The 19362-nt window shown below is 53.6% G+C and carries 16 protein-coding genes; 5 read left to right on the plus strand and 11 right to left on the minus strand.

The genetic code is table 11. The annotated features are described in order from the left end of the window. Positions 1-97 precede the first annotated feature (97 nt). The 3 genes from glnS to chiQ all read left to right on the plus strand — a co-directional run bounded on the left by glnS (position 98) and on the right by chiQ (position 3988). Positions 98-1765 (plus strand): glutamine--tRNA ligase, encoded by a 1668-nt coding sequence (glnS, locus tag HV318_RS20240; RefSeq protein WP_182274125.1) that lies wholly within the window; start codon positions 98-100, stop codon positions 1763-1765. Positions 1766-2214: 449 nt separating this feature from the next. Continuing rightward, on the plus strand, positions 2215-3612 hold the full coding sequence (gene chiP, locus HV318_RS20245) for a chitoporin ChiP (protein WP_182274126.1): 1398 nt from the start codon (positions 2215-2217) through the stop codon (positions 3610-3612). 46 nt (positions 3613-3658) lie between these two features. Next, positions 3659-3988, plus strand: coding sequence for a ChiQ/YbfN family lipoprotein (gene chiQ, locus HV318_RS20250; RefSeq protein ID WP_182274640.1), 330 nt, complete (start codon positions 3659-3661; stop codon positions 3986-3988). Positions 3989-4096: 108 nt separating this feature from the next. Here the strand turns inward: chiQ and fur are convergent, their stop codons facing one another. The 4 genes from fur to ybfF form a co-directional block, all read right to left on the minus strand. Beyond that, entirely contained in the window at positions 4097-4543 is a 447-nt protein-coding gene (fur, locus tag HV318_RS20255; protein ID WP_182274127.1) for a ferric iron uptake transcriptional regulator, read from the minus strand. A gap of 292 nt (positions 4544-4835) precedes the next feature. Then, positions 4836-5366, minus strand: a complete 531-nt coding sequence (gene fldA, locus HV318_RS20265) for a flavodoxin FldA (protein ID WP_182274128.1) — start codon at positions 5364-5366, stop codon at positions 4836-4838. A 155-nt stretch (positions 5367-5521) separates the two neighbouring features. Then, positions 5522-5809 (minus strand): LexA regulated protein, encoded by a 288-nt coding sequence (ybfE, locus tag HV318_RS20270; RefSeq protein ID WP_182274129.1) that lies wholly within the window; start codon positions 5807-5809, stop codon positions 5522-5524. A 128-nt stretch (positions 5810-5937) separates the two neighbouring features. Next, positions 5938-6711, minus strand: a complete 774-nt coding sequence (ybfF, locus tag HV318_RS20275; protein WP_182274130.1) for an esterase — start codon at positions 6709-6711, stop codon at positions 5938-5940. 183 nt (positions 6712-6894) lie between these two features. On the opposite strand from ybfF, the gene seqA reads away from it, so the two are divergent. Together seqA and pgm are read left to right on the plus strand one after the other, a co-directional pair. After that, positions 6895-7443, plus strand: coding sequence for a replication initiation negative regulator SeqA (gene seqA, locus HV318_RS20280; protein ID WP_182274131.1), 549 nt, complete (start codon positions 6895-6897; stop codon positions 7441-7443). A 24-nt stretch (positions 7444-7467) separates the two neighbouring features. Next, positions 7468-9108, plus strand: a complete 1641-nt coding sequence (gene pgm / locus HV318_RS20285; protein ID WP_182274132.1) for a phosphoglucomutase (alpha-D-glucose-1,6-bisphosphate-dependent) — start codon at positions 7468-7470, stop codon at positions 9106-9108. 109 nt (positions 9109-9217) lie between these two features. On the opposite strand, the gene potE is transcribed toward pgm, so the two are convergent. From potE to kdpB, 7 genes are all read right to left on the minus strand, one after another. Further along, positions 9218-10531 (minus strand): putrescine-ornithine antiporter, encoded by a 1314-nt coding sequence (potE, locus tag HV318_RS20290; protein ID WP_182274133.1) that lies wholly within the window; start codon positions 10529-10531, stop codon positions 9218-9220. Then, positions 10528-12726, minus strand: a complete 2199-nt coding sequence (gene speF, locus HV318_RS20295) for an ornithine decarboxylase SpeF (protein WP_182274134.1) — start codon at positions 12724-12726, stop codon at positions 10528-10530. The genes potE and speF overlap by 4 nt, the downstream gene beginning before the upstream one ends. A 255-nt stretch (positions 12727-12981) precedes the next feature. Then, positions 12982-13086, minus strand: coding sequence for a leader peptide SpeFL (gene speFL / locus HV318_RS20300; RefSeq protein WP_106503839.1), 105 nt, complete (start codon positions 13084-13086; stop codon positions 12982-12984). 277 nt (positions 13087-13363) lie between these two features. Continuing rightward, entirely contained in the window at positions 13364-14041 is a 678-nt protein-coding gene (gene kdpE, locus HV318_RS20305) for a two-component system response regulator KdpE (protein ID WP_182274135.1), read from the minus strand. Continuing rightward, the gene (kdpD, locus tag HV318_RS20310) at positions 14038-16725 is read right to left on the minus strand and encodes a two-component system sensor histidine kinase KdpD (RefSeq protein WP_182274136.1); all 2688 of its coding nucleotides are present in this window, start codon (positions 16723-16725) and stop codon (positions 14038-14040) included. The genes kdpE and kdpD overlap by 4 nt, the downstream gene beginning before the upstream one ends. Further along, the gene (kdpC, locus tag HV318_RS20315; RefSeq protein WP_182274137.1) at positions 16726-17301 is read right to left on the minus strand and encodes a potassium-transporting ATPase subunit KdpC; all 576 of its coding nucleotides are present in this window, start codon (positions 17299-17301) and stop codon (positions 16726-16728) included. It abuts the gene before it with no gap. A gap of 12 nt (positions 17302-17313) precedes the next feature. Further along, a complete protein-coding gene (gene kdpB / locus HV318_RS20320; protein ID WP_182274138.1) occupies positions 17314-19362 on the minus strand; it encodes a potassium-transporting ATPase subunit KdpB in 2049 nt (682 codons plus the stop codon).

The following is a 19362-nucleotide window of genomic DNA, read 5'->3' on the forward strand; positions in this document are numbered from 1 at the left end:
CCATTATTTTCTTCAGAGACGTTTTAAGGGTTGTCACTACGTCCGGCTTATAAGATCATATGCCGTTATACGTTGTTTACGCTTTGAGGAATCCACGATGAGTGAGGCTGAAGCCCGCCCGAGTAACTTTATTCGTCAGATCATCGATGAAGATCTGGCCAGTGGTAAGCACACCACAATTCATACCCGTTTCCCGCCGGAGCCGAACGGCTACCTGCATATTGGTCATGCGAAATCTATTTGCCTGAACTTTGGCATTGCGCAAGACTACCAGGGACAGTGCAACCTGCGTTTCGATGACACCAACCCAGTAAAAGAAGACATCGAATACGTTGAGTCCATCAAGAACGATGTGCAATGGCTGGGCTTCAACTGGTCGGGCGACATTTGCTACTCCTCTGACTATTTTGATCAGCTGTTTGCCTATGCGGTTGAGCTGATTAACAAAGGTCTGGCGTACGTTGACGAACTGTCTGCTGACGAAATCCGTGAATACCGTGGTTCGCTGACCGCACCGGGCAAAAATAGCCCGTTCCGCGATCGCAGTGTTGAAGAAAACCTGGCGCTGTTTGAAAAAATGCGTGCCGGTGGTTTCGAAGAAGGCAAAGCATGTCTGCGCGCCAAAATCGATATGGCGTCGCCGTTCATCGTGATGCGCGATCCGGTGCTGTACCGTATTAAGTTCGCGGAACACCACCAGACCGGTAACAAATGGTGCATCTACCCGATGTACGATTTCACCCACTGCATCAGCGATGCGCTGGAAGGCATTACTCACTCACTGTGTACGCTGGAGTTCCAGGACAACCGCCGTCTGTACGACTGGGTGCTGGATAACATCACCATTCCTGTGCATCCGCGTCAGTACGAGTTCTCTCGTCTGAATCTGGAATACACCGTGATGTCCAAGCGTAAGCTGAATCTGCTGGTGACTGACAAACACGTTGAAGGCTGGGATGACCCACGTATGCCGACCATCTCTGGTCTGCGCCGTCGTGGTTACACCTCTGCGTCTATTCGTGAGTTCTGCAAACGCATTGGCGTGACCAAACAGGACAACACCATTGAGATCGCTTCTCTGGAATCCTGCATTCGTGAAGATCTGAACGAAAACGCTCCGCGTGCAATGGCGGTTATCGACCCGGTGAAACTGGTTATCGAAAACTACCCGCAGGGCGAGGGCGAGCTGGTTTCTATGCCTAACCACCCGGGTAAGCCGGAGATGGGAAGCCGTGACGTGCCGTTCAGCGGTGAGATCTGGATAGATCGTGCTGACTTCCGCGAAGAAGCGAACAAGCAGTACAAGCGTCTGGTGCTGGGTAAAGAAGTGCGTCTGCGTAATGCTTACGTTATTAAAGCTGAGCGCGTGGAGAAAGATGCGGAAGGTAACATCACCACCATCTTCTGCTCTTATGATGCTGACACCCTGAGTAAAGATCCGGCGGATGGCCGTAAAGTGAAAGGCGTTATCCACTGGGTAAGCGCAGCACACGCGCTACCGGTCGAAATTCGCCTGTACGACCGCCTGTTCAGCGTACCTAACCCTGGTGCGGCAGATGACTTCCTGGCGGTCATCAACCCGGAATCTCTGCTGATCAAGCAGGGCTATGCTGAACCGTCCCTGAAGGCGGCTGAAGCGGGTAAAGCGTTCCAGTTCGAACGTGAAGGTTATTTCTGCCTGGACAGCCGTTACAGCACGGCTGAAAAACCGGTATTTAACCGTACCGTGGGTCTGCGTGATACCTGGGCTAAGATCGGCGAATAATATTGCTGCTCTGGTCAATGAGAGACAAACGCCGCTAATTGCGGCGTTTTTTTTATTTAACGATCATGCCATTAAGGCGTTGCTAAAATATTGCCTTCTGAAAATTGAGGTCAATGAGGTGCTACTTATTTTACTCAAAAAAAGTTTGAATATTTACGGAATATCTGAAGGCTAAAAAATAAGCGCAAATAATGGGCTTTTCCCCCTGAAAATATCTCTTTCTCCCTGTAAATACACGCATTGATGGAAATGTTACAAATCACTACCAATTATGTGCGCTTCGTCATAATCCTGACTTTTGCCCGCTGAAAAGCATTGATAATTCGCGTCGCGAAAAATAACCTAAAGGCGGTAGTTAATTCGAGGGTATTTCTAACTACCCCTGACCGACAGGTCATTTTTATTTTTCGCCGTTTTAGGCGTTTTAATTCGTCAAAGAGGAATAATCTATGCGTACGTTTAGTGGCAAACGTAGTGCGCTGGCGCTGGCTATTGCCGGTGTAACAGCAATGTCGGGCCTGGTTGTCGCACCAGAGGCTAAGGCAGCAGGTTTCGTTGATGATTCTACCCTCACGGGCGGTATTTATTACTGGCAGCGTGAACGTGACCGTAAAGACGTCACTGAAGATAAATACAAAACCAACCTTGCTCATTCCACCTGGAACGCCAACCTGGACTTCCAGTCCGGTTATGCTGCCGATATGTTCGGCCTGGATATTGCCGCATTCACTGCCATTGAAATGGCGGAAAACGGTGACAGTGGCCACCCGAACGAAATCGCATTCTCCTCCAGCAATAAAGCGTACGATGAAGACTGGTCCGGGGATAAAAGCGGTATTAGCCTGTATAAAGCAGCCGCGAAATTCAAATACGGCCCGGTATGGGCGCGTGGTGGTTATATTCAGCCAACCGGTCAAACACTGTTAGCCCCACACTGGAGCTTTATGCCAGGTACTTATCAGGGGGCGGAAGCCGGTGCCAACTTTGACTACGGTGATGCAGGTGCGTTGAGTTTCTCCTATATGTGGACCAACGAATATAAAGCACCGTGGCATATCGAAATGGACAAGTTCTACCAGAACGATAAAAAGACCAAAGTGGATTACCTCCACTCGCTGGGTGCGAAATACGACTTCAAAAACGATCTGGTTCTTGAAGCGGCCTTTGGCCAGGCGCAAGGTTATGTCGATCAATACTTTGCCAAAGCCAGCTATAAGTTTGATATCGCGGGTAGCCCGCTGAGTACCAGCTACCAGTTCTACGGTACGCGCGATAAAGTCAGTAACGGTGGCGTCAATGACATTTATGATGGCACCGCGTGGCTGCAGGCGCTGACCTTCGGCTACAAAGTGGGTCAGGTTGATTTGCGTCTGGAAGGGACATGGGTGAAGGCGGAAGGGCAGCAGGGCTACTTCCTGCAGCGTATGACCCCAACCTACGCCTCCTCCAACGGTCGTCTGGATATCTGGTGGGATAACCGTTCAGACTTCAACGCCGACGGTGAAAAAGCGGTGTTCTTCGGCGCGATGTATGATCTGAAAAACTGGAACCTGCCGGGTTGGGCTGTGGGGGCATCTTACGCTTACGCCTGGGATGCGAAACCTGCCGATATGGCAACACCTGACGCATACTACGATCCAAACTACCGTCTGAAAGAGTCCTCTTACAGCCTGGATGCCATGTACACCCTGCAGGATGGCCGTGCAAAAGGAACAATGTTCAAGCTGCACTTCACCCAGTATGACAACCACTCTGATATCCCAAGCTACGCGGGCGGTTACGGCAACATCTTCCAGGATGAGCGTGACGTGAAGTTCATGGTTATTGCCCCATTCACAATCTTCTGATGAACACCCCGGTGGGCTAAGCCCGCCGGGATGGAGACTGCACATGATGAAAAAAATCGTAATCGTCGCGTTGCTGGCATCGGGGTTGGTGGCTTGTGCACAGCCTCAGGCACCGAAAGAGGACTCGCGTCTGAAAGAGGCATACAGCGCCTGTATTAATACGGCGGAAGGTTCGCCGGAGAAAATTGAAGCCTGTCAGAGCGTGCTGAATGTACTGAAGAAAGAGAAAGCACATGAGCAATTCGCGACGCAGGAGAATGTCCGCGTGATGGATTACCAGGCCTGTATTCAGGCGCGTAAGACCGGTAACGATCAGGAAGTGGCGAAGCGTTGCGATCAGATCTGGAAAGAAATTCGCAGTAATAACAGTAAATAATCAGCTGTCTTGACGCCCGGTAGCACTGCGCTTACCGGGCTTTTTTTATGCCAGATTACAGGCAAAAAAAAGCCAACCTTTCGGCTGGCTCAGAGTATGAAAGCAGACTTATTTTGCGTCGTGCGCGTGCTCGTCTTCGCGGCAATCACCTTCCGCACAGTGGCCGTACAGGTACAGGCTGTGGTTGGTCAGGCGGATGCCATGACGGGCGGCAATTTCACGCTGGCGCGCTTCGATGGAATCATCGCTAAATTCAATGACCTTACCGCAATCAAGGCAGATCAGGTGATCGTGGTGCTGCTGTTGGGTCAGTTCGAAAACAGATTTACCGCCTTCGAAATTATGACGGGTCACAATACCCGCGTCATCAAACTGGTTCAGTACACGATAAACAGTGGCCAGCCCAATCTCTTCGCCCATGTCGATAAGACGCTTGTAAAGGTCTTCCGCGCTGACATGGTGGTTGTCTGGCCCCTGAAGCACTTCAAGGATTTTTAATCGAGGAAGCGTTACTTTCAGGCCAGCCTTCTTTAATGCGGTATTGTTGTCAGTCATGCGGAATCTGTCCTGTTGCTAAACGATTCACTTCTATAAAGGAAGTGACAGAAAATGCACTTGGGATAATGCGTCTCATTATAGAACTGCCATGCCTAAATGAAAACTGCAAGTCTCAAGCAAAGTATGCTTATAAAAACGTGGTATCACCAACAAACTTGTTCGATGGCTTCCACTTTTTGTCAGGGGAATATTGTACAGATTTGAACGAAAAAGTTAAAAGTTTGTAGCAATTAATTTAATCGGTTTTACCCGATTGGCGGGCGCAACCGGAGTTGCGCCACGTCAGAACTCAGGCGTTAAGAATGTCGTCCAGGTTCAGTTCTTCGCGGATCTGCTTAACCCATTTATCAACACGCTCAGCGGTCAGTTCCGGCTGACGATCTTCGTCGATAGCCAGGCCGACGAAGTGATCGTCGTCCGCCAGACCTTTAGAGGCTTCGAAGTGGTAGCCCGCTGTTGGCCAGTGACCCACGATTACCGCGCCGTGCGGCTCGATGATGTCGCGGATGGTGCCCAGCGCGTCGCAGAAATATTCTGCGTAATCTTCCTGATCGCCGCAGCCGAACAGTGCAACCAGCTTGCCGTTGAAGTCGACTTCTTCCAGTGTCGGGAAGAAATCATCCCAGTCACACTGCGCTTCACCGTAGTACCAGGTCGGGATACCCAGCAGCAGAATGTCATAACCTTCGAGATCTTCTTTGCTGCTCTTGGCGATGTCATGCACATCGGCAACGTCTTTACCGAGCTGTTTTTGAATGTTTTTTGCGATATTTTCGGTATTGCCGGTATCACTGCCGAAGAAAATGCCGATGATTGCCATGAGTAAAATAACCTCTTGAAACTTAATGGTATGGTGGCGCAATTTGTCCACGGATAAGGGCAATAATAGCAGAACAGGCAACCCTGCGGAAACTGCTATCGCGCAGGACTGCACTCTGTGCTACATGAAAACGGTGAGAAAGGAGATTTTCAGACTTATACCTTGCCGCGCAACGTCTCAAGCTGTGTGATTAACATCTCTTCAATCAACTCACTGCGGCTGATGTTACGCGCGTCAGCCAGTTCATTCAGCGCATCGACAGCATCGGCGTTGAGCTTCAGTTCGACACGCTTAAGCCCACGATTTTTATCGCGTTTTAGCTGGTTGCGTTTATTAATACGCAGCTGTTCATCGCGCGAAAGCGGATTCGTTTTCGGTCGTCCCGGTCGACGCTCATTCGCGAACAGATCTAGTGTCGTACGGTCCGTTTGTTCTTTGGCCATGATTCTGAGACTTCGGGGGAAACAAGCCGCCCTGCTAATGCCCGGGCGATAAGCGCGCCATCATACATCACCGAAAACGGCACGCCAACGACTGGAAGCCTGCAGCCTTCCAGTCGCTGTCTTTTTAATCAATTTGCCGTATCAGAGAGATAGCGGCGGATTGCGCGTAATACGGCGTCCGGTTTTTCCGCATGAACCCAGTGTCCGGCTCCGGCAATCACATGGGCGCGTGCCTGCGGGAATTGCGCCAGCAAAGTGTCGCGGTATGCATCGGTCACGTAAGGTGAGTTACCACCACGAATAAAGAGAGTAGGGCGTTGCCAGGCCGGAACGGTTTCCCAGCCAACGATATTGTCATACTGGTCCCAGAGCGCTGGCACGTTAAAACGCCACTGGCCGTCAACAAACGACTTCAACAGGAACTGCACAACGCCTTCTTCATCAAGATGTTCACGCATCACGGTCGCCGCCTGCTGACGCGTAGAGACCCCCGCTTCTGTCACCGCATTGATGGCGGCAAATATCTCATCATGACGACGCACGTCGTAATCCACGGGCGCGATATCAATGGCGATCAGACCGTTAATTCGTTCCGGTGCAAGCGCCGTCAGGGCCATCACCGCTTTGCCACCCATTGAATGCCCGATAAACGTCGCATTCTGGAGATTATTCGCATCAAGCGTATCCCGCAGATCCTGCGCCATTGCCGCGTAGGTCATTTCCGCTGAACGCCCGGACAGGCCGTGATTGCGCATATCGACCTGCAAAATATCGTGGTCGGTAACCAGCTCGCGCGCCAGCACGCCCAGGTTATCCAGGCTGCCAAAAAGCCCGTGAACCAGTACGATGGGAGAATTATTGTTCGGCGATTGTGCAGATTGCGCTCGGGTATTCAATTTCATGGCAAAGTTCTTTTTTTACGTATGTCAGGTTAGGGTATCATGTTGAACATTCTGCCGCCCGGCTGCAAGGTTCCAGTTTAATCTGACTTTTGCCGCCAACCTGGTTTGACGCTATCCGCTGTTGGGATTTGACCTTATAATCCCAACGACTTGTATTCAGATAAGATATCGCACTGGATTAAGATGAAAACAATCGAAGTTGATGACGAACTCTATCAGTATATTGCCAGCCAGACGCGGCATATTGGGGAGAGCGCGTCCGACATTTTACGGCGCATGCTTAAAATTTCCGCCGCCTCACAGCCTGCTACCCCAGTCACTAAAGATGTCGTGTCTCAGCCGAGCGTTGTTGCACAAGCAAAACCTGCCGTGACACCGGCAAAAGATAAAGTGCGTGCGATGCGCGAGCTGCTGCTTTCTGATGAATATGCGGAACAGAAAAAAGCGGTTAACCGCTTTATGCTGGTGCTGTCTACACTCTATTCACTGGATAATAAAGCGTTTGCCGAAGCGACCGAGTCGCTGCACGGGCGTACGCGCGTCTATTTCGCAGGTGACGAGCAGACGCTTCTGCAAAATGGTAATCAAACCAAACCCAAACATGTCTCTGGCACACCATATTGGGTCATCACGAATACCAACACGGGCCGCAAGTGCAGCATGGTCGAACACATCATGCAGTCCATGCAGTTCCCGACAGAATTGATTGAAAAGGTTTGCGGTACAATTTAACCCCTGCATTAAAAGGACCAGGCCATGGCAAATCACAGCCGTGCAGGCCAACCTGCACAACAAAGCGATTTGATTAATGTCGCTCAACTGACCGCGCAGTATTACGTGCTGAAGCCGGTCGTGGGCAACGCAGAACACGCAGTGAAGTTTGGTACATCAGGCCACCGCGGCAGCGCGGCACGCCACAGCTTTAACGAACCGCACATTCTGGCCATTGCCCAGGCCATCGCGGAAGAGCGCGCTAAAAATGGCGTCACGGGTCCGTGCTATGTGGGGAAAGATACTCACGCCCTGTCTGAGCCTGCATTTATTTCCGTGCTGGAAGTGCTGGCCGCGAACGGGGTAGACGTGATCGTGCAGGAGAACAACGGCTTTACGCCTACGCCTGCGGTCTCTCACGCTATCCTTGTGCACAACAAAAAAGGTGGTGCGCTGGCTGATGGCATCGTCATTACGCCATCCCATAACCCGCCGGATGACGGTGGTATTAAATACAACCCACCTAACGGTGGCCCGGCAGATACTAACGTCACCAAAGTGGTGGAAGACCGCGCAAACGCGCTGCTCGCAGACGATCTGAAAGGCGTAAAACGCATTTCTCTGGATGCGGCAATGGCGTCCGGCCACGTGAAAGAGCAGGATCTGGTGCAGCCGTTCGTGGAAGGGCTGGCAGATATCGTCGATATGGCCGCCATCCAGAAAGCGGGCCTGAAACTGGGTGTTGATCCGCTGGGCGGCTCTGGTATCGAATACTGGAAACGCATTGCTGAGTATTACAAGCTGGATCTGACCATCGTGAACGATCACGTCGATCAGACTTTCCGCTTTATGCATCTGGATAAAGACGGCGCGATCCGTATGGACTGCTCCTCCGAGTGCGCGATGGCGGGTCTGCTGGCGCTGCGCGACAAGTTTGATCTGGCATTTGCCAACGACCCGGATTATGACCGTCACGGTATTGTCACGCCTGCGGGCCTGATGAACCCGAACCACTACCTGGCCGTGGCGATCAACTACCTGTTCCAGCATCGCCCACAGTGGGGAAAAGAGGTTGCTGTTGGTAAAACGCTGGTTTCTTCGGCCATGATTGACCGCGTGGTTGATGCGCTGGGTCGTAAGCTGGTGGAAGTCCCGGTCGGCTTTAAATGGTTTGTTGACGGTCTGCACGACGGCAGCTTCGGCTTTGGCGGTGAAGAGAGCGCGGGAGCTTCCTTCCTGCGTTTCGACGGTACACCGTGGTCAACCGATAAAGACGGTATCATCATGTGTCTGCTGGCAGCGGAAATCACCGCTGTCACCGGTAAAAACCCGCAGGAACACTACAATGAGCTGGCTGCCCGCTTTGGCGCGCCAAGCTACAACCGTATTCAGGCGGCGGCAACGTCTGCCCAGAAAGCGGCGCTGTCCAAACTCTCTCCGGAGATGGTCAGTGCAAGCACCCTGGCCGGTGACCCAATCACCGCGCGTCTGACGGCGGCACCAGGTAACGGTGCGTCTATCGGCGGTCTGAAAGTGATGACTGAAAACGGCTGGTTCGCTGCGCGTCCATCCGGTACGGAAGATGCGTATAAAATTTACTGCGAAAGCTTCCTCGGCGCTGAGCACCGTCAGCAGATTGAGAAAGAAGCGGTAGAGATTGTCAGCGAAGTGCTGAAAAACGCGTAAATGTTGTACTGGTGTGGGCTGATACCCCACCCCAGTCCTTTTCCTTTCCACAGGGAGAGGGAGAAAAGACTAAAAACGGCAACCTTTGGGTTGCCGTTTTGCGTTTACTTCAACTGTGCTTATTCTTCAACTCAAACCGTGGCGACACCAGACCGTACAACGTCCAGCCCATAAAGGTCACCATCGCACCGTAGAGCATTGCCTCCTGGCCGGAAGAGTAGAGCGCATAGAAGCTGTAAATTGCCCCGATCAGCGCCACGATATTTGCCGCCCGCGCTTTGCGTGGATCGACCTTCGCCACCTTCTGAATGATCACCAGTGCCGCCATCGACAGAATATACGGAATGATATTCGTCACCACCGCCAGGTTAACCAGCACGTTGAACTGACTGTTCAGCGACGGGCTAATCGTCATCAGTGACAGGCCGCTCTGGAAGATAACAATCGCCAGCATGCCCTGTACTGGCGCATCCGCTTTGGAGACACGGGAGAAGATTTTTGGGAAATAACCTTCGTCAGCGGAGGATTTGAACACCTGGGCAATGGTGAACTGCCAGCCGAGGAGTGAGCCACAGCAGGACATGACCATTAATCCCATGATCACCTTCCCGACGCTCGGGGTAAACATCTGCGCGAAGGCCAGCCCGAAGGGGGCTGTGGAGTTGGCCAGATCCATGTTTGGCACAATCCCTGCAATCACGTTTGTTGAAACGATATAGATAACCGCTGCACCCAGCGTGCCGCCGAGTACTGCAATCGGTACGTTTTTCTCCGGGTTCTCCACCACTTCGGCGTTTGCGCAGGCCGATTCCAGACCGAGGAAAGCCCACAGCGTCATGGCGATGGATGAACCTACTGCGGTGAAGAACGGTACATGGTGTGGGTTCCAGGAATTTGCATACAGCGTTGGGCTAAACCAGAACCAGCCGATGATGCACAGCCCGACAACCGGGATAATCACACCCCAGACGGTGATGCTACTGATTTGTCCGGTAATGCGGGCACCACCAAAGTTGGCCACGGTGCAGATCCACAGTACGCCGATGGTTGCCAGCCCAATTTGCACCGGGCTGAGTGTGGCACCCAACAACTCCGTACCATAACCCACCGCAGAGATGGCAATCGCCACGTTAGCGATCAGTAGCGACACGCCGTAGGTGTAGTTCGCCATAAAGTTGCCGGACTTGCCAAACGCGTATTCGGCATAACCGCCCATCCCGCCTGACTTGCGGCTGAACATCCCGCACTTGGCAAATGCCCATGCCAGCGCCATTGAGCCTACGGCGGTGACCAGCCAGGAAATAATCGAAATGGTCCCCACTTCGGCAAGCTTAGTGGGCAGCATGATGATCCCAGAACCCATCATGTTCACCATCGTGAGGATGGTTAGCTGCACCACGCCCATCTTGTTAGATTTACTCATAATTTTTCTCCTTTCAGCAGCGATGGCTGAGCGGCAGATTGTTTGATGACGTTACAGCGAACCTGCTTGCGACCGTCACACTCTTCGACGTACACGCCCTGCAGCTCTGGTGCGAAGCCCGGTAAAAGGTTGATCCCTTCTTCCAGGGCAGCAAAGTAGCGCAGCACGGAACCACCCCAGACTTCACCCGGAACAACACACAACACGCCTGGTGGGTAAGGGAGAGCACCTTCAGCGGCAATTCGGCCTTCTGCATCACGCAGGGAAACCAGCTCGACTTCACCACGCAGGTAGGCATAGTTGGCGTCTTGTGGTGACATCACCACGCGTGGGAAGTGAGACTTGCGGAACATCTCTTTCTGCAGCTGTTTCACGTTGTTGCGGGCGTATAGCGCGTGCATTTCCTGGCAAATCTGGCGCAGGGAGTAATCCGCGTAGCGTTCCGGATACTGTTTACAGATGGATGGCAGCACTTCTTTTAACGGTGCATCCGTCTGGAGCAGTTTTTCGAAGCGCACCAGCTGCGCGACCAGTTGCTGCAATTTGCCCATATCTTCCGCAGGCGTGAGCAGGAACAGGATGGAGTTGAGATCGCATTTTTCCGGAACGATGCCGTTTTCACGCAGGAAGTTGGCGAGAATGGTGGCAGGCACGCCGAAATCTTCATACTCACCGGTACGGGCGTTGATGCCGGGTGTGGTCAGCAGCAGTTTGCATGGGTCGATAAAATATTGATGCTCGGCATAGCCTTCGAAAGCATGCCAGTTTTCACCTGGTACGAAATGGAAGAAGCGCAGGTCGGTGGCAATATCCGATGTTTCCCAGCTTTCCCACGGACGACCATCAACCAGTTCTGGCACGAACGGGCGAATAAACTGGCAGTTCTGCAGGATCAGCTTGCGCGCTTCAATACCGGTTACCACGCAGTCCATCCACATATTGCGGCCACTCTGGCCCTCATGCATGCGGGCGTTGATATCCAGGGCAGCAAACAGTGGATAGAACGGGCTGGTGGAGGCGTGCATCATAAAGGCGTTGTTAAGGCGCTTATGCGGTACATAGCGCTGCTGGCCTTTGATGTGGCTGTCTTTCTTGTGGATTTGTGAGGTCTGGGAGAAGCCAGCCTGCTGTTTATGTACTGACTGGGTAACGAGGATCCCCGGATCGTTCTCGTTCAGCTCCAGCAGCAGCGGCGAACAGTCAGCCATCATCGGAATAAACTGCTCGTACCCTACCCAGGCAGAGTCAAACAGGATGTAATCACACAGGTGGCCAATGTTATCCACTACCTGGCGGGCGTTATAAATGGTGCCATCGTAGGTACCGAGCTGGATCACCGCCAGACGGAACGGACGCTCATCGCGTGCGCGGCCTGGAGCCACTTCTGCCACCAGCTCGCGCAGGTAGTTCTCTTCAAAACAGTGAGCGTCAATACCGCCGATAAAGCCGTACGGGTTACGTGCGGTTTCCAGATAAACCGGCGTTGCGCCAGCCTGCAGCAGTGCGCCGTGGTGGTTGGATTTGTGGTTGTTGCGATCGAACAGCACCAGATCGCCCGGCGTCAGCAGGGCATTAAGCACCACTTTGTTTGATGATGATGTTCCGTTCAGCACGAAATAGGTCTTATCGGCATTAAAGACTTTCGCCGCATGCTGTTGTGCAATGCATGGGGCACCTTCGTGAATCAACAGATCGCCCATTGCCACGTCGGCGTTACACAGGTCTGAGCGGAAAAGTGTTTCGCCAAAGAAATCGACAAACTGGTTACCGGCAGGGTGGCGGCGGAAGAACTGACCTCCCTGATGGCCTGGGCAGTCAAACGCACTGTTCCCTTGTTTGACATAGTCGACCAGGGCACGGAAGAACGGTGGGCGCAGTTGCGTCTCGTACTTCAGCGCTGCTGCTTCCAGTTGACGTCCGTAGAAGTCGTTACTGGTGTCTGAACACTCGAAAACGCCGTGGATCCGCGATAAATATTCAGCCGGAATGAACTCTTCTTTATGTGTAGCGATAAAAATGGGGATACCAAACCCGGTTGCTTCTATTTCTTCTATTTTTCCACTGGAAATATCGCTGATTGCCAGAACAATGGCAGCAACATCAATATAATCAGAGGTGCTGACATCCACCAGATCGCGGTGAGTAGTAAAACAATCAGGACATGCACGGCTGGCTGCGATTTTTAAACTTTTCATCTTTCACTCTTTATTTTAGGTAATAGAAGTCCCTCGATTTCTTGCAATAAAGAAACCGATAATTTCCCGGAAAAAAAGCAAGGTGTGGCCGCTGATACGAAATCAGTAAATTGCTTTTTGATGAATGAGATTCAGTCCGCCCGGTTGCGGATGAGCCTGAATCAAGAGAAATGAGCGCACGTGTTCACAGGCAATAGCCTGTAAAATAAAGCGTTTCAGGATGACCTGTAAGCAGATGCGCCAGAAGTCGAAGGACTACCGGGCGTTAAAGATGTGAAAGTCAAAGCAGTTACGGTGGGCAAACATCATGATATGAGTTGTCCGCCTTATATGGGGCATCAAACGATTATTGTTTTCCATGTTTATTTTCCTTTCAGCAATTGAAAGCATGGTCATTTTATCCAGAAGAAAGCGATTAACTGTGATTCAGATCACCGCTAACAGATCAAATCAGAAATAAATATTCGTTTTTTATGAATATCACAGATCAAAATGCTGATTTGTTGGGTATGTGTTAAAAGTCTGTTTTTGTAATGTTTTAAATGAACAAAAATAAGCCATGAAAATAACCAATGGATTATTTTGTGAATATTTTTCTGGCGATTTGTTCTTTATTTGAAATTAAATGAATAGTTATTCAAAGCATGAACCGATAACCGATACCGGTTTCAGTTAATAAATGGCGGGGGCGCGCGGGGTCGACTTCGAGTTTCTGACGAAGGTGGCCCATATAAATGCGTAAATAGTGACTATGTTCAACAGCGTTCGGCCCCCATACCTGACTTAACAGCTGGCGTTGGGTCAGTACCTTGCCGTGGTTGTTGAGCAGAACGGCGAGCAGACGAAACTCGATAGGGGTGAGATGGATCTCTTCTTCACCGCGCACAATGCGTCGTGCGGCAAGATCAACCCGGGTATCACCAAACGTATACGCCGGGTCAGAGGAGAGAGGGGCGCTGTGGCGACGTAACGCGACGCGGATCCGTGCCTGTAACTCGCCAATGCCAAAGGGCTTACTGAGATAGTCATCCGCCCCGGCATCCAGCGCTGCAATTTTATCGGTCTCTTCGGTACGGGCAGAGAGCACCAGAATGGGCATCTGGCTCCACTGGCGAACCTCACGTATAAAATCGATACCGTCGCCATCCGGTAACCCGAGATCGAGGATCACCAGATCCGGCTTGCGCGTGGCAGCTTCAATGAGCCCCCGTTGCAGTGTACCGGCATCATGAACGCGCAGGCCATCGCCTTCCAGCGCCGCACGCAGAAACCGGTTAATAGCGAGTTCATCTTCAACAATCAGAACGCTAATCACAAATCCTCTGGTAATTCATCAAGTTCTGGTGGGGTATCCAGAGGAAGTGTAACACAAAAACGAGCGCCTCCTTCCGGGCGGTTCTCTGCCGAGATGGTTCCGCCGTGTACGTCGATAATGGCCTGGCAAATTGCCAGACCTAGCCCGACGCCCGGGATGGCTGATTCTTTATTGCCGCGCGCAAATTTTTCAAAAATTGCGTGCTCTTTCCCGGCAGGGATCCCCGGCCCGGTATCCCAGACTTCAAGCCGTAACGCCTGATCTTCAACGGTTGCATTGACCCCAATCTGTGCCTTTGCCCCCGCATATTTACCGGCATTTTCCAGCAGGTTGATCAGCACGCGTTCAAACAGCGGGCCATCGACGTGGATTAAGGTCAATGGTTCGGGCATGTTCAGCGCAATATGGCGACCACCGAGCCCCGGCTCCAGCATTTTCAGCGCACTACCGACCACTTCCTCAAGCGTTAACCACTCTTTTTTGAGGTTAAATCCGCCTGACTGAATGCGTGCCATATCGAGTAAATTATTCACCAGACGCGTGGTATTTAGCACATGCTGGCGGATTTCACTGGCCTGCAGCGCATGGGGGGAACCTTCTGCGGCGAGATCCAGCGTCAGGATCTCTGACTGCCCGAACAGCACGGTAAGAGGGGTTCTCAGGTCGTGCGACAGGGCCGACAGCAAGGAGTTACGAATACTTTCGCGCTCGCTTGCCAGCCGTGCCTGCTCTTCACTGGCAGTGAGCGCCAGGCGCTCCAGCGCGCTGGCAACCAGCAGGGTGAAGGTTTCCAGCAGGCGTTGCTGCTCGGGTATCATCAGTTGACGCAGATTGCTCGGTTCAACGATGACCAGTCCCTGGTTTTTTTCGGCACTGCGCAGCGGCAGGATCTGATATGGCACTCCGGGCAGGGTATCTGTCCCAGCTCCTGCAGGTAATCCCTTGTCAAAGCTCCACCGTGCGATGGCTTCATCCCAGGGCGTCATACCCGAGGCAGAGGTGAGCGGGCGCAGTTTTCCGTGTTCGTCAGGGAGCAAAATCAGATTGTTGGCGTGAAACGTCGAACGGATAAACTGCTCACTGGTTTGCACAATATCCAGCGGCGTACGACCCACCGCCAGCGATTTGGACATCTCATATAAGTGGCGCGTGCGCTGCTCACGATAGCGGGCAATACGTGCCTGGTAGCGAACGCCCGCCGTCAGATTCCCGATCACCAGCCCAACGGTAAGCATCACGCCAAAAGTAAGAATGTACTGCACGTCAGAAACGGCAAGCGTCCCGCGCGGGGCAATAAAGAACAGATCGAAGCTGATGACGTTGATAACCGTCGCCAGTACCGAAGGCCAGCGTCCGAAGAAGAGCGCAATCACGACCACGCCGAGCAGGTAGATCATCACCAGGTTGGCGGCATCGAAGGCAATCAGCCACTGGCTGGCAATAATGGTAATCAGCGCACAGAGGAGGACGGCGATAAGGCAACCCCGGATCTGAATACGCCATTTATCACCAAAGGCCCGGGCATCTGGCGTACGGTTGGGCAGGGGGGTGGGTTTGTCATCAAGTGCCACGACCACCAGATCCAGATCGGGGGCGCGTCGGGCCAGCTTGTCGGCAAAGGATTCGCGGCTAAACCAGCGGCGATGCTGGCGGCGACCAATAACAATCTTGCCCAGGTTGTGCTCGCGCGCATAGCGCAGAATGGCTTTATCTTCTTGCGGATCGGAAAGAGTGGCGGTTTCTGCACCGAGTTCCTGTGCCAGGCGTAGCGAACTCAGGATCGCGCGGCGCTGGTTTTCGGGCAGAGCGTGAAGCTGCGGGGTTTCGACATACACCGCATGCCAGACGCTGCCAAATTTAGCCGCAAGCCGGGCGGCGGTGCGGACGAGCTTTTCATTGCCGCTGCCGTGGCCAATACACAGCAGTATGGCATCCCGCGTATGCCAGACACGTTCCTGGCCTTGCAGATCGCGCCAGGCTCGCATCTGGTCATCAACGCGATCGGCGGTGCGACGCAGGGCCAGCTCGCGCAGGGCAATCAGGTTACCTTTACGGAAGAAATGTTCAATGGCGCGCTCGGCCTGGCCTGCAATGTAAACCTTCCCTTCATGCAGGCGCTGGCGCAGGTCGTCCGGAGGCAGGTCGACCAGTACCACTTCGTCTGCGGAGTCAAAAAAGGGATCGGGAACTGTTTCCCGCACCTGGATGCCGGTCACACCGCTGACCACGTCGTTCAGGCTTTCGAGATGCTGAACGTTAACCGTAGTGAACACGTCAATGCCGGCTTCAAGTAGCTCTTCAACATCCTGCCAGCGTTTAGGGTGACGTGAGCCTGGCGCATTGCTGTGCGCCAGTTCGTCCATCAGGATCAGGGCGGGGCGACGGGCGAGGGCCGCGTCGAGATCGAACTCTGTGACCAGGCGGCCACGATGGCTGATGCGGTGAGGGGGCTGTGTGGCCAGCCCCTTCAGCAGCGCCGCTGTCTCTTTACGGCCGTGGGTTTCCACCACGCCGATAAGAATATCGAGCCCCTGCGCCCGGAGCCGCTGGGCTTCGGTCAGCATAGCGAACGTTTTCCCGACGCCTGCACAGGCACCGAAGAAGACTTTCAGTTTGCCACGATGGGCTTCAGCCGTCTGTTCGAGCAACCTGTCCGGATCCGGGCGCATGGGCTCTTCGGTCATTTAGTTTTTCCTTAGCGCGTCCAGCGCCAGATTCAGCTCAACAATGTTCACTACCGGCATGCCAATGAAACTCGCCAGCGGCTTTTGCGTGTGCTCTGCAACCAGCAGGCTCACCTGTTCGACAGTCAACTGGCGGGCTGCGGCGACGCGTGGAATTTGCCATGCCACCGCTTTCGGCGTCAGGCTGTAATCCAGCCCACTGGCAGATGCTGTCACCAGCTCGACAGGCACCTCACGGCTGGCCTGTGGGTTTGCCGCGCGCAGAGTCGCGACGCGCTCAGCGATGGCTTTGTCCAGCTCCGGGTTGCTGCCTGCCAGGTTACTGCCACCGGATGCCATCGGATTATACGGGCTTTCGGCAGTGACGGAAGGGCGTCCCTGGAAGTAGCGGGCATCCGTAAAGTTTTGACCAATCAGGCGTGAACCACGGTTCTCGCCGTTCTGAATAATCATCGAACCGTTGGCCTGATCGTTAAACCACCACTGGCCCAGCGCGGTGGTTACCAGCGGGTAAAGCCCGCCGGTAATAAGAGCCAGAAAAATAAACAGAAGTATAGCGGGGCGTAACATTGTCATTTGATTCACCTTTTAAACCAGCCCGAACAGCGTTAACAGCACGTCGATCACCTTGATACCGATGAAGGGGACGAGCAGCCCACCCAGACCGTAGATCCACAGGTTCCGGCGCAGCATGGCGGCGGCGGTCAGCGGTTTATAGCTCACCCCTTTCAGCGCCAGCGGGATCAAAAACACAATGATCAGGGCGTTAAAAATGACCGCACTGAGAATGGCCGATGCCGGGGAGTGCAGATGCATGACGTTCAGCGCATTCAGCTGCGGGTACGTGGCAGCAAAGGCGGCCGGAATGATGGCGAAATACTTCGCCACATCGTTGGCAATACTGAAGGTGGTGAGCGAGCCACGCGTCATCAGCATCTGTTTCCCGATGTGTACCACTTCAATCAGCTTGGTCGGGTTGGAGTCGAGATCGACCATGTTCCCCGCCTCTTTAGCTGCCTGCGTACCGGAGTTCATCGCTACCGCGACGTCAGCCTGTGCCAGGGCAGGGGCGTCGTTGGTACCATCCCCCGTCATCGCCACCAGACGACCTTCTGCCTGATACTGGCGGATCAACGCCAGTTTGGCTTCCGGTGTTGCTTCGGAGAGAAAATCATCCACCCCCGCTTCAGCGGCAATGGCGGCAGCGGTCAGACGGTTATCCCCGGTGATCATTACCGTCTTGATCCCCATCTTACGTAACTGGGCAAAACGCTCTTTAATACCGCCTTTGACGATATCCTTCAGGGCGATCACGCCCAGCACATGCGCACCTTCAGCAACGACCAGCGGTGTGGCCCCCTGGCGGGCCACGTTGTCCACCATTTCATCCACTTCTGCCGGGAAATGACCGTTATTGGCTTCAATGTGGCGACGGATCGCGTCAACGGAGCCTTTACGGATCATCCGATCCTGAATATTGATGCCGCTCATGCGGGTTTGTGCCGTGAAAGGAACAAAGGTGGCATGCAGGCTCTGCACGTCACGCTGACGCAGGTTAAAGCGCTGTTTCGCCAGAATGACGATGCTGCGGCCTTCCGGGGTTTCATCAGCAAGTGAAGAGAGCTGCGCCGCATCGGCCAGTGTTTTTTCATCCACGCCGGGAGCGGGTAAGAACTCTGATGCCTGGCGGTTGCCGAGCGTAATCGTCCCGGTTTTATCCAGCAGCAGGACATCAACGTCACCTGCGGCTTCAACGGCACGTCCGCTGGTGGCGATGACGTTAGCGCCGAGCATACGGCTCATACCGGCCACACCGATGGCTGACAGCAGGCCACCGATGGTGGTTGGGATCAAGCAGACCAGCAGAGCGACCAGTACGGTAACGCTGACCGCTGCGCCACCGTAAGAGGAGAATGGCCACAGGGTTGCCGTTGCCAGTAAAAAGACGATGGTCAACGCGACCAGCAGAATGGTCAGGGCGATTTCGTTTGGCGTTTTACGACGCTGTGCGCCTTCCACCATCGCGATCATCCGGTCGAGGAAGGTTTCACCTGGGTTAACGCTGCACTGGATCACCAGCCAGTCGGAGAGAATACGCGTCCCGCCCGTGACGGAAGCAAAATCGCCGCCGGATTCACGAATAACGGGTGCGGATTCCCCGGTGATGGCGCTTTCATCGACCGATGCGCCCCCTTCAATGACTTCACCGTCGCAGGGAATAATGTCACCGGCTTCGACCAGCACCACATCGCCTTTACGCAGCTCATCCGCCGGAACGTGATCCATCTGCGCACCGTATTTCGGCTCACGCAATTTGCGGGCGAACGCTGTCTTTTTCACCCCTTTCAGGCTGTTGGCCTGCGCTTTACTACGGCCTTCTGCCAGTGCTTCAGCGAAGTTGGCAAACAGTACGGTAAACCACAACCACAGGCTGATTGCACCGGTAAACAGCGCGTCCCCCGGCAGATGGCCCGTTCCCATAGCAATCGCCAGCGCGGTAGTGAGTACGCTCCCTATCCAGACGATGAACATCACCGGGTTGTGCCACTGTACGCGCGGACTCAGCTTTTTCACCGCATCCATGAGGGCCTGGCGAACTAAAGACGGTTCGAACAGGGCCATTTGTTTACGACTCAT

Source organism: Enterobacter sp. RHBSTW-00901 (assembly GCF_014103115.1).
GTDB classification, from domain to species: domain Bacteria; phylum Pseudomonadota; class Gammaproteobacteria; order Enterobacterales; family Enterobacteriaceae; genus Enterobacter; species Enterobacter cloacae_P.